This is a genomic window from Streptomyces sp. NPDC050658 (genome assembly GCF_044457025.1).
In the GTDB taxonomy this organism is placed as follows: domain Bacteria; phylum Actinomycetota; class Actinomycetes; order Streptomycetales; family Streptomycetaceae; genus Streptomyces.
This window is the reverse complement of the sequence record NZ_JBITGM010000013.1, coordinates 266,909-276,489: the sequence shown is the minus strand read 5'-3', so window position 1 is coordinate 276,489 and position 9,581 is coordinate 266,909. Positions and strand designations below refer to the sequence as shown.

At 70.2% G+C, this 9,581-nt stretch carries 11 protein-coding genes; 8 read left to right on the top strand and 3 right to left on the bottom strand.

Annotated features, from left to right (window positions below; translation table 11 throughout):
- Positions 1-33 precede the first annotated feature (33 nt).
- Positions 34-939, top strand: a complete 906-nt coding sequence (locus tag ACIBKX_RS35290; protein ID WP_363274868.1) for a LysR family transcriptional regulator — start codon at positions 34-36, stop codon at positions 937-939.
- Positions 940-973: 34 nt separating this feature from the next.
- Here the strand turns inward: ACIBKX_RS35290 and ACIBKX_RS35285 are convergent, their stop codons facing one another.
- The gene (locus ACIBKX_RS35285; protein ID WP_363274867.1) at positions 974-1,612 is read right to left on the bottom strand and encodes a LysE family translocator; all 639 of its coding nucleotides are present in this window, start codon (positions 1,610-1,612) and stop codon (positions 974-976) included.
- A 57-nt stretch (positions 1,613-1,669) separates the two neighbouring features.
- Entirely contained in the window at positions 1,670-2,143 is a 474-nt protein-coding gene (locus tag ACIBKX_RS35280; protein ID WP_363274865.1) for a pyridoxamine 5'-phosphate oxidase family protein, read from the bottom strand.
- Positions 2,144-2,339: 196 nt separating this feature from the next.
- On the opposite strand from ACIBKX_RS35280, the gene ACIBKX_RS35275 reads away from it, so the two are divergent.
- Both ACIBKX_RS35275 and ACIBKX_RS35270 read left to right on the top strand, forming a co-directional pair.
- Positions 2,340-2,984 carry a cysteine hydrolase gene (locus ACIBKX_RS35275; protein WP_363274864.1) on the top strand — a complete coding sequence of 215 codons (645 nt, stop codon included), beginning with the start codon at positions 2,340-2,342 and terminating at the stop codon, positions 2,982-2,984.
- Positions 2,985-3,310: 326 nt separating this feature from the next.
- On the top strand, positions 3,311-4,231 hold the full coding sequence (locus ACIBKX_RS35270; RefSeq protein WP_363274863.1) for a nitroreductase/quinone reductase family protein: 921 nt from the start codon (positions 3,311-3,313) through the stop codon (positions 4,229-4,231).
- Here ACIBKX_RS35270 and ACIBKX_RS35265 read toward each other — a convergent pair.
- Entirely contained in the window at positions 4,228-4,692 is a 465-nt protein-coding gene (locus tag ACIBKX_RS35265; RefSeq protein ID WP_363274862.1) for a Rieske (2Fe-2S) protein, read from the bottom strand. The two genes, ACIBKX_RS35270 and ACIBKX_RS35265, sit on opposite strands and share 4 nt — an antisense overlap.
- Positions 4,693-4,859: 167 nt before the next feature.
- Between ACIBKX_RS35265 and ACIBKX_RS35260 the strand changes: the two genes are divergently transcribed.
- From ACIBKX_RS35260 to ACIBKX_RS35240, 5 genes are all read left to right on the top strand, one after another.
- Complete coding sequence (locus tag ACIBKX_RS35260; protein ID WP_363274860.1) at positions 4,860-5,651, top strand: HipA family kinase; 792 nt, start codon at positions 4,860-4,862, stop codon at positions 5,649-5,651.
- A complete protein-coding gene (locus ACIBKX_RS35255; RefSeq protein ID WP_363274859.1) occupies positions 5,648-6,046 on the top strand; it encodes a DUF3037 domain-containing protein in 399 nt (132 codons plus the stop codon). The genes ACIBKX_RS35260 and ACIBKX_RS35255 overlap by 4 nt, the downstream gene beginning before the upstream one ends.
- A gap of 147 nt (positions 6,047-6,193) precedes the next feature.
- A complete protein-coding gene (fabG, locus tag ACIBKX_RS35250; RefSeq protein ID WP_363274858.1) occupies positions 6,194-6,955 on the top strand; it encodes a 3-oxoacyl-ACP reductase FabG in 762 nt (253 codons plus the stop codon).
- A gap of 17 nt (positions 6,956-6,972) precedes the next feature.
- Positions 6,973-7,728 carry an SDR family oxidoreductase gene (locus tag ACIBKX_RS35245; RefSeq protein ID WP_363274857.1) on the top strand — a complete coding sequence of 252 codons (756 nt, stop codon included), beginning with the start codon at positions 6,973-6,975 and terminating at the stop codon, positions 7,726-7,728.
- 189 nt (positions 7,729-7,917) lie between these two features.
- The gene (locus ACIBKX_RS35240) at positions 7,918-9,525 is read left to right on the top strand and encodes an ABC transporter substrate-binding protein (RefSeq protein WP_399376939.1); all 1,608 of its coding nucleotides are present in this window, start codon (positions 7,918-7,920) and stop codon (positions 9,523-9,525) included.
- Positions 9,526-9,581 lie beyond the last annotated feature (56 nt).

Below are 9,581 nucleotides of genomic sequence, written 5' to 3'. Positions count from 1 at the left end.
AGCTGAGGCACACGCAGTGAGGCTGGAGCACACATGCTGAACCTGGAGCGCCTGCGCACCCTCGACGCGCTCGCCCGGCACGGCTCGGTCAGCGGGGCCGCTGCGGGGCTGCACGTCACGACGTCGGCCGTCTCGCAGCAGATGACCAAGCTGGAGCGGGAGGTGGGGCAGCAGCTGCTCGCCAAGAACGGCCGGGGCGTGCGCCTCACGGACGCCGGACGGCTGCTCGCCGACCACGCCGCGCGGATCCTCTCCCAGGTCGAGCTGGCCCAGTCCGACCTGGAGGAGCAGCGCGGCAAGGCGGTCGGCGAGCTGCGGCTCGCGGCGTTCCCCACGGCGATGCGGGGACTGCTGCCCGCCACGCTCTCCGCGCTCCGGGCCCGGCACCCCGGACTGCGGGTCAGTTCCCAGGAGTTGGAGCCGCAGCCGGCCGTCGCCGGAGTGGTGCGCGGCGACGTCGACATGGCGGTGGTCCTGGACTGGTACAACAAGCCGCTGCCGCTGCCCGACGGCCTCGTCAAGGCCTCCCTCCTGGACGACCCCGCCGATGTCGCGATGCCGGCCGCCCATCCGCTGGCCGACCGCGCCGAGGTGGACCTGGACGACTTCGCGGACGACGAGTGGATCACCTGGGCGGAGGGGGAGTTCTGCCACGAGTGGCTGATGTTCACGCTGCGCGCCAAGGGCATCGAACCGCGTATCGCGCACCGTGCGGAGGAGCATCACACCCAGCTCGCCCTGGTCGCTGCGGGCCTCGGCGTGTGCGTGGCACCCCAGTTGGGGCGCGACCCGATGCCGGCCGGGGTCAAGGCGGTCCCGGTGCGGCATCGGGTGCGGCGTCATGTGTACGTGGTGTGGCGCGCGGACGCCGACCGACGCCCGTCGATCAGGGCGGCCGTCGAGGCGCTCCAGGAGGTGGGGCGGGGCGCCCCGTCATGACGCGCAGGGGTGCTCAGTGTGACGCGCGGGGCGCTCAGTCGCTGACGGCGAGCCGGACGCCGAAGGCGACGATGACGGTCCCGGTGATCCGGTCGAGCAGGCGGCGGGCCCGGGGCCTGCGCAGCCAGCGGTGCAGCACGCGGGCGAATCCGATGAGGGCGGCCGACCACAGCAGACCGAGCAGGATGTGCACCGCGGTGAGGAGCAGCCCCGTGGTGAAGTGGTCTGCGCCGGCCGGGATGAACTGGGGCAGGACGGCGACGTAGAACGCGCCCATCTTCGGGTTGAGGAGGTTGGTGAGCGTCCCCTGCCGCCAGCCACCGGTGAGCGAGTCCTTCCCGGCGGGCGGCTCGGGCTCACCGGCGCCGGTCGCGGGCAGGCCCCGGAAGGCGTCCAGCACCATGCGGACGCCCATCCAGACGAGATACGCGGCGCCGACCCAGCGCAACGCCACATAGGCGACGTGCGAGGCCGTGAAGAGCGCGGTCACGCCCAGGGAGGTGAGCGCACCCCACAGCAGGGTGCCCGACTGGATTCCGAGGACGACCCCCCAGGCCCTGCGGCGCTGACCGAGGGCGGAGGTGCGCAGGATCAGGGCGGTGTCGAGACCGGGGGTCAGCGTGAGAAGCCCTACGACCAGGGCGAAGGACCACAGCGAAGTGCTTATTGCCATGGAAGGCCAGCCTACGACACCGGCCGTCCCACCTGCGCACACGCCCCGGGCCGGGACCTAGCCCCGCAGCTGCCCCAGCTTCCGGAAGTCCCAGGAGGCGACCGCGTCCGGCGTCAGCCTGATCCAGGCGTGCTTCCCGTCGTACGGCATCGAGTCCATCCCGAAGTACTTCTGGGTGAACAGCCGCTCAGGCGTCTCCAGTTCGGGGCACGGCTCGCCCGTGCGGGGCGCCTCGGCGACGAAGACCGCCGTCCCGGAGAGCTCCGCGCCCCGCAACTCCCCGTACTCCTCGCCGGAGTCGATCAGCACGGCGATCCGCTGGTCGCGCCGCAGATCGGCCCAGCGCTTGCTGCGGGTGATGGAGAACAGCCACAGGGAGGTGCCGTCCCAGACGAACCAGAGGGCGCTGACGTGCGGCGCGCCGTCGCGGGACACGGTCGCGACCCGGCAGGTGCGTTCCGTGGCGAGGAACGCGTCGAGCTCGGCAGGCGACATCATGATCCGGCGGCCCCGGCGCTGTGTGACGGTCATGCGTCCTCCGTACCTAAGTGGCATCGTGCATACCTTCGCCGCATCCGCATCCGCATCCGCATCCGTAGCTGATGCTGTGTCAGATGTCGGCGTCAGAAAAGAATGCGGCCTCTTCCGCCCTGACGCAATGGCGGCTAGCCTCCGCGCAACCCGGGCGGAGGGCCCCTCGGGCGTCCGGATCGCGACAGGGGGAGCCATGCCGTCGTACGAACAGCTCAGGGAACTCCTCGACCCCGCCACCACCGTCCTGATGACCGTCGAGTGCCAGCAGGGCGTCGTGGGGACCGAGAGCGCGCTGCCCGAACTCGCCGAACAGGCACGGACTTCGGGCGCCCTCGTCAATGTCGCCCGGCTCGTCGCCGCGGCACATCAGTCCGGTACCCAGGTCCTGCACGCCGTCGCCGAACGCCGCCCGGACGGCCGGGGCGCCAACCACAATGCCCGCCTCTTCCGCGCCGCGGGCCGGCTGCCCGTGCAGCAGCTCTCCGGGACGGAGGCGGTACGGATCGCGCCGCCCATCGAGGTGCTCGAAGAGGACCTCGTCGTACGGCGGTTGCACGGTCTCTCGCCCATCACGGGCACGGACGTCGACCCGCTCCTGCGCAACCTGGGCTGCCGCACCCTCCTGGTGACGGGAGTCTCCGCGAACGTGGCGATCCCCAACGCCGTCTTCGACGCGGTGAACCGCGGCTACACCGCGGTCGTCCCCGCGGACGCGATCGCGGGAGTTCCCGCCGACTACACGCCGGCGATGATCCGCAACACGCTGGCGCTGGTGGCGACCGTGACCACCACGGAGGATGTGCTCGGGGCCTGGAAGCGGCCGGGGTCCCGTGGCTGACAAGGGCAGTTCGTTTGACACGTGAGGTCCGGGCGCCTGTAATAGGGACGCGTGCCGCGTGGCACCGGCCAAAGAGCAGTGGGCGGGCCGGATGCCGGGCGAGCACCCTGAATCAGGGACGTGTCATGAGGTCATACTCCGCATCCCATATCTGACGTAGCACCGTACTCGGTGGCGCAACGTCGTCCCCTTTCTTGTCTTCTCGTCTTTCTCGACTTTCACGTCTTTCTCGTCGTTTCCCGTCCTGCGCCGACGCCCGGCCGCCCCGTGCGGCGCGGTCGCTGTCCCGCGCGGACGCATCACCCTGCCTGGAGGGTCACACCCGTATGTCCACGTCCGCGCCCATGTCGTTCAACCAGTCCGTCATCGAGGAGTTCCGCGCCAACGGAGGGAAGGTCGGCGGCCCCTTCGAAGGCGGCGATCTCCTGCTGCTCACCACCGTCGGGGCCAGGTCGGGGGAGCAGACCACCGTTCCCCTCGGGTACGTGCGCGACGGCGAACTGCTGCTCGTCGTCGGGTCCAACCTCGGCTCGTCCCGGCACCCCGCCTGGTACCACAACCTCCTCGCCCACCCCGCGGTGACCGTCGAGATCGGCGACGATGCCTTCGAGGCGATCGCCGTGCCCGCCGAAGGGGCCCGGCGCGACCGGCTCTTCCGTCGGTGCGTCGACGCGGCCCCCGGCTACCTCGACTACCAGGAGCGGACCACCCGCATCCTGCCGGTCGTCGCCCTGGAACGGTCCGAACCCGCTCCGGGCGAGGGCCCCCGCGAGATCACCAGCCTCGCCGACAAGATCCTGGAGATCCACACCTGGCTGCGGCACCAACTGCGGTACGTACGCGCCGAGTCCGACGCCCATTTCGCCGCGCGAGCGGCACATCAGGGACCCGGCGAGGTGCCCGCGCCCGGCCTCGGGCTGCAGATCCGGCAGCACTGCCTCGCGTTCTGCCAGACCCTGGAGTTCCACCACGGCAGCGAGGACGGGCATGTCTTCCCCGTCGTCGCGCATCACCATCCCCACCTGAAGGACGCCATGGAGCGCATCCAGGAGGAGCATCGCGCCGTCGGGCGCATCCAGGCCGAACTCGTCTCCCTGCTCGCCGACGTCGGTACGGCCGACCCCGACCGGTTCCGTGCCGAACTGGCCCGGATGTCGGACGAGTTGCTCGCCCATCTCGCGTACGAGGAAGACGTCGTGCTGCCGCTCCTCGCCGACATCCCGTGGCCGCCGGCCCCGCCAGCCTAGGCCAGCTTGATCGAGTCCCCGTCCACGCTGATCTCGGCGGTGGGCAGCGGCGCGGGCGCGGGGGAGGCCTTCACGCTGCCGTCGGCGATGTCGAACTTGCTGCCGTGGCACGGGCAGTTGATGGTGCCGTCCGCGACGCTCGTCACCGGGCACTGCTTGTGCGTGCAGCGGTTCGAGAAGGCCTTGAACTCGCCCTTCGTCGGCTGCGTCACCACCACTCCCTCGGCCTTGAAGATCTTGCCGCCGCCGACGGGGATCTCCGACGTCTTGGCGAGCACCGCACCACCGGCGGCACCGTCCGGGGTCTTCTTCTCGGCCGGTGCGTCGCCGTTGCCGTACTGGTCGCCGCCGTCTCCGCCGTCTCCGCAGGCGGTGAGCGCGACGGCCAGACTGACGACGCCCGCCGCGGCGACGACGGAACGACGGGACGGGGTGGGCAGGGTTTCCCTGGAAACGTTCATGCAGGGTGGTACGAGGCGCGGCGCCACCGTGTTCAAACGCTCAAGCATTTCTTGTACGTCGGCTCCGGCGCGCTCCCGCGCCGGAGCCGACATACTCCTGCGTCAGCCCCGGCGCGCTCCCGCACCGGCATGAAGGCTCGCCCCGGAACCGGCATTAACCTGGGGCAATGCTCACCGAAGTCACCGCGGTCCGCTACGTCACGCCCCTGCGCGAGGGCGGTTCGCTCCCCGGCCTCGTCGAGGCGGTCGACGACGAAGGAACGTACGCCGCGTACGTCATGAAGTTCACCGGCGCCGGACAGGGCCGCAAGACGCTCGTCGCCGAGGTGATCTGCGGACAGCTCGCGCGCGCACTCGGACTGCGGGTGCCGCGCCTCACGCGGATCCGGCTCGACCCCGTGATCGGCCTCGGCGAGCCCGACCAGCAGGTGCAGGAGCTGCTCAAGGCGAGCGGCGGCCTCAACCTGGGCATGGACTTCCTGTCGCGGGCCCTCGGCTTCGACCCGCTGGCCCACGCCGTGGACCCGGCCGAGGCGGGCCGCGTCGTCTGGTTCGACGCGCTGATCAACAACGTCGACCGCTCCTGGCGCAACCCCAACATGCTGATCAGGAACGGCGAGCTGTGGCTCATCGACCACGGCGCGAGCATGATCTGGCACCACAACTGGCGCACCGCCGAGACCGCCGCCGCCAAGCCTTACGACGCATCCGACCACGCCCTCGCGCCCTTCGGTCCCGACGTCGCGGCGGCCGCCGCCGAACTCGCGCCGCTCGTGACCGAAGAACTCCTCGCCGACGCGGCAGCCGACGTACCCGACGAGTGGCTCGTGGACGAGCCGGGCTTCGAGGGCCCCGACGACGTGCGCCGCGCCTATGTGGCGGCGCTGCTGCCGCGTGCCAAGACCATTCACGAACGGATCCAGCTGCCCGAGCCGCAGCGGAAGGGCGCCACCCAGTGACCGAGCAGCCGTCGATCGAGCGTGACGTCTTCGAGTACGCCCTGGTGCGCGTCGTGCCGCGGGTGGAGCGCGGGGAGCAGTTCAACGCCGGTGTCGTGGTCTACTGCCGCGCCAAGTCCTTCGTGGCCGCGCGGACGCATCTGGACGAGGGCAAGCTGCGGGCGCTGGACCCGGCGGCCGACGTGGACGGTGTCCGGGCGGCGCTCGGCGCCGTGGAGCGGATCTGCGCGGGCGGCGAAGCCGCAGGTCAGGCCGAGCGCGACGATGCCGGGCGGCGTTTCCGGTGGCTGATCGCGCCCCGCTCGACCGTCGTCCAGCCGGGCCCCGTGCACACGGGACTCACGGCCGATCCCGCCGCGGAGCTGGACCGGCTGCTCGACCTGCTGGTGAGGTAAAGAATCACAGGCCCCGGTGTGCCGTTGACACCGGGTGCCAGGGCTTCTAGCGTCTCGTTCAGCTGAAGGTACTAAGCGGTCGCTCACCATCGGGGCGTACCGTGGACCGCACCCCATGAGCCGTATCCAAGGGCGAGGAGAACCAGCATGTCCACCACTGAGCAGCGCGTCGCGGTCGTGACCGGAGCAGCGCGAGGCATCGGCGCGGCGACCGCCGTGCGCCTGGCCGCCGAGGGCCGCGCCGTCGCGGTGATCGACCTCGACGAGGCCGCCTGCAAGGACACCGTCGGGCAGATCACCGCCGCCGGTGGCAAGGCGATCGCGGTCGGCTGCGACGTGTCCGACGAGGCCCAGGTCGAGGCGGCCATCGCCCGGATCGCCGAGGAGCTGGGCGCGCCCACGATCCTGGTGAACAACGCCGGTGTGCTCCGCGACAACCTGCTCTTCAAGATGAGCGCGAGCGACTGGGACACGGTCATGAACGTGCACCTGCGCGGCGCCTTCCTGATGTCCCGCGCCATCCAGAAGCACATGGTCGACGCCAAGTTCGGCCGCATCGTGAACCTCTCCTCGTCCTCCGCCCTCGGCAACCGCGGCCAGGTCAACTACGCGGCGGCCAAGGCCGGTCTGCAGGGCTTCACCAAGACCCTCGCCAAGGAGCTCGGCAAGTTCGGCGTCACCGCCAACTCGGTCGCGCCCGGCTTCATCGTCACCGAGATGACCAAGGCCACCGCCGACCGCGTCGGCATGGGCTTCGAGGACTTCCAGGCCGCTGCCGCCAGCCAGATCCCGGTGCAGCGCGTGGGCCGCCCCGAGGACATCGCCAACGCCATCGCCTTCTTCACCGGCGACGCGGCGGGCTTTGTCTCCGGTCAGGTCATGTACGTGGCCGGCGGCCCGCTCAACTAGCCCGGAGGGATCGCGAGATGGCAGTGCAGGACAGCGGAAAGGCCGCGCTCGTCACGGGCGCGAGCCGCGGGATCGGCTACGGCATCGCGGAGGCGCTCGTCGCCCGCGGTGACCGGGTCTGCATCACCGGACGCAACGAGGACGCCCTCAAGGAGGCCGTCGAGAAGCTCGGCGCCGACCGGGTGATCGGCGTCGCGGGCAAGGCCCACGACGAGGCGCACCAGGCGGTGGCCGTCGAGCGCACGATGGAGGCGTTCGGCCGGGTCGACTTCCTGGTCAACAACGCCGGTACGAACCCGGTCTTCGGGCCGATCGCCGAGCTCGACCTCAATGTGGCGCGCAAGGTCTTCGAGACCAACGTGATCTCGGCGCTCGGCTTCGCCCAGCAGACCTGGAAGGCCTGGCAGAGCGAGAACGGCGGCGCGATCGTCAACATCGCCTCCGTCGCGGGCGTCTCCGCCTCGCCGTTCATCGGCGCGTACGGGATGAGCAAGGCCGCCATGGTCAACCTCACCCTGCAGCTGGCGCACGAGTTCGCGCCCAAGGTCCGGGTGAACTCGATCGCGCCCGCTGTGGTCAAGACCAAGTTCGCCCAGGCGCTGTACGAGGGCCGTGAGGCGGAGGCCGCCGCCGCGTACCCCCTGGGGCGGCTCGGTGTGCCGGAGGACATCGGCGGCGCCGCCGCGTTCCTCACCTCGGACCAGTCCGACTGGATCACCGGCCAGACGCTCGTGGTCGACGGCGGCATCTTCCTCAATGCGGGCGTCGGCTGACGAACCCCGCACAACCGTGATGTGCGACGAAAACGCACAACCCTGATGTACGACATCTAACGGGACGTACATGCGCATCAAGTGCCCCGTCGGCGCCATGAGTTGGCCCGGCGGGGCATTGCGATATTGTCTCCCGACCCATGGCATGGCCGATCGAGGAGCGTGCGCGTGTTCAGTGAAGTTCGCCCGGTGGCGGCGGCCGGTCTCCGAGGCCTGGCCGGTCTGTCCCGCCGGGGCCTGCGGCCGGCGGCGGGGCTGCTGTCCATATCCCTGCTCGCTGGATGCGGGATCATCTCCTCCGACGGGGAGGACGAGGAGCAGCAGATCACCGTCGGCACGATGAGTGCCCCCAGCACCCTTGACCCGGCGGCGGCCTGGGACAGCTCCTGGGAGCTGTACCGCAACGTCTTCCAGACGCTGCTGAGCTTCCCCACCGGCGCGGCGGAGCCCGAGCCGGACGCGGCCGAGTCCTGCAAGTTCACCGACGCGACCAACACGGTCTTCACCTGCGAACTGCGCGAGGGCCTGAAGTTCTCCGACGGGCACGACCTCGACGCCAAGGCGGTCAAGTACACCTTCGACCGGATGCGGCGCATCGACGTCAAGGGCGGACCCATGGGGCTGCTCGGCTCGCTCGACCGGGTCGAGACCAAGGGTGAGCGCACGGTCACCTTCCGGCTCAAGAAGTCGGACGCCACGTTCCCGTTCGTGCTCTCGACGCCCGCCATGTCGATCGTCGACCCGCAGGAGTACCCGGCCGACAAGCTCCGCGAGGGCAACGCCATCGGTGGCTCGGGACCGTACGCCCTGAATTCGTACAAGCCGGGCGAGCGGGCCGAGCTGATCAAGAACGACCACTACAAGGGCTCGGCCGAGCGCCAGAACGACGCCGTCACGATCCGCTACTTCAAGAAGTCGTCCGCCATGGTCGACGCCCTCAAGAAGAAGCAGATCGACGTGACCTTCCGCGGTCTCGCGGCCGAGGACATCGTCGAGATGCAGGGCAAGCACCGGCGCGAGGGCATCCAGCTGGTGGAGGGCGCGGGCACCGAGATCCGCTACCTGGTGTTCAACCCCAAGGACCCCTGGGCCAGGAAGAAGCCGGTCCGGCAGGCCTTCGCCCAGGTCATCGACCGTGGGGCGATCGCCCACAAGATCTACCAGGACACCGTCGAGCCGCTCTACTCCATGGTCCCGCAGGGCCTCGCCGGACACGGCACGGGCTTCTTCGACGACTACGGAGACCCCAGCACCGCCAAGGCGAAGCAGATCCTCCAGGAGGCGGGCATCACCGCACCCGTGCCGCTGACGCTCTGGTACACGACCGACCGCTACGGCTCGGCGACCGCACCGGAGTTCGCCGAGATCAAGCGGCAGCTGGAGGCCTCCGGCCTGTTCAAGATCACGCTCAAGAGCCGTCCCTGGACCGAGTTCGACGCGGGCACCAAGAAGGGCGAGTACCCGGTCTTCGGCCGTGGCTGGTTCCCCGACTTCCCCGACGCGGAGAACTTCATCGCGCCGTTCATCGGCGAGAAGAACGTGCTCAACACGCCCTACCCGTCACGCGAGATCACCGAAGAGGTGCTTCCGCACTCGCGCCGCGAGGCCGACCGGGGCGCCGTGGCCGACGACTTCGAGCGGGCCCAGCAACTGCTCGTCGACGACGCCAGGCTGCTGCCGCTGTGGCAGGGCAAGCAGTACATCATGGCGAGCGAGGAGATCGCGGGCGGCGAACGCGCCCTCGACCCCTCGGCGATCATGATGATGTGGGAGCTCCAGCGCAAGACCAGCTGGTAGCGCGGGTCTTCGCGGGCAGCAGGGCGAGCGGACCGATTGTCAGTGGCCGCCGGTAG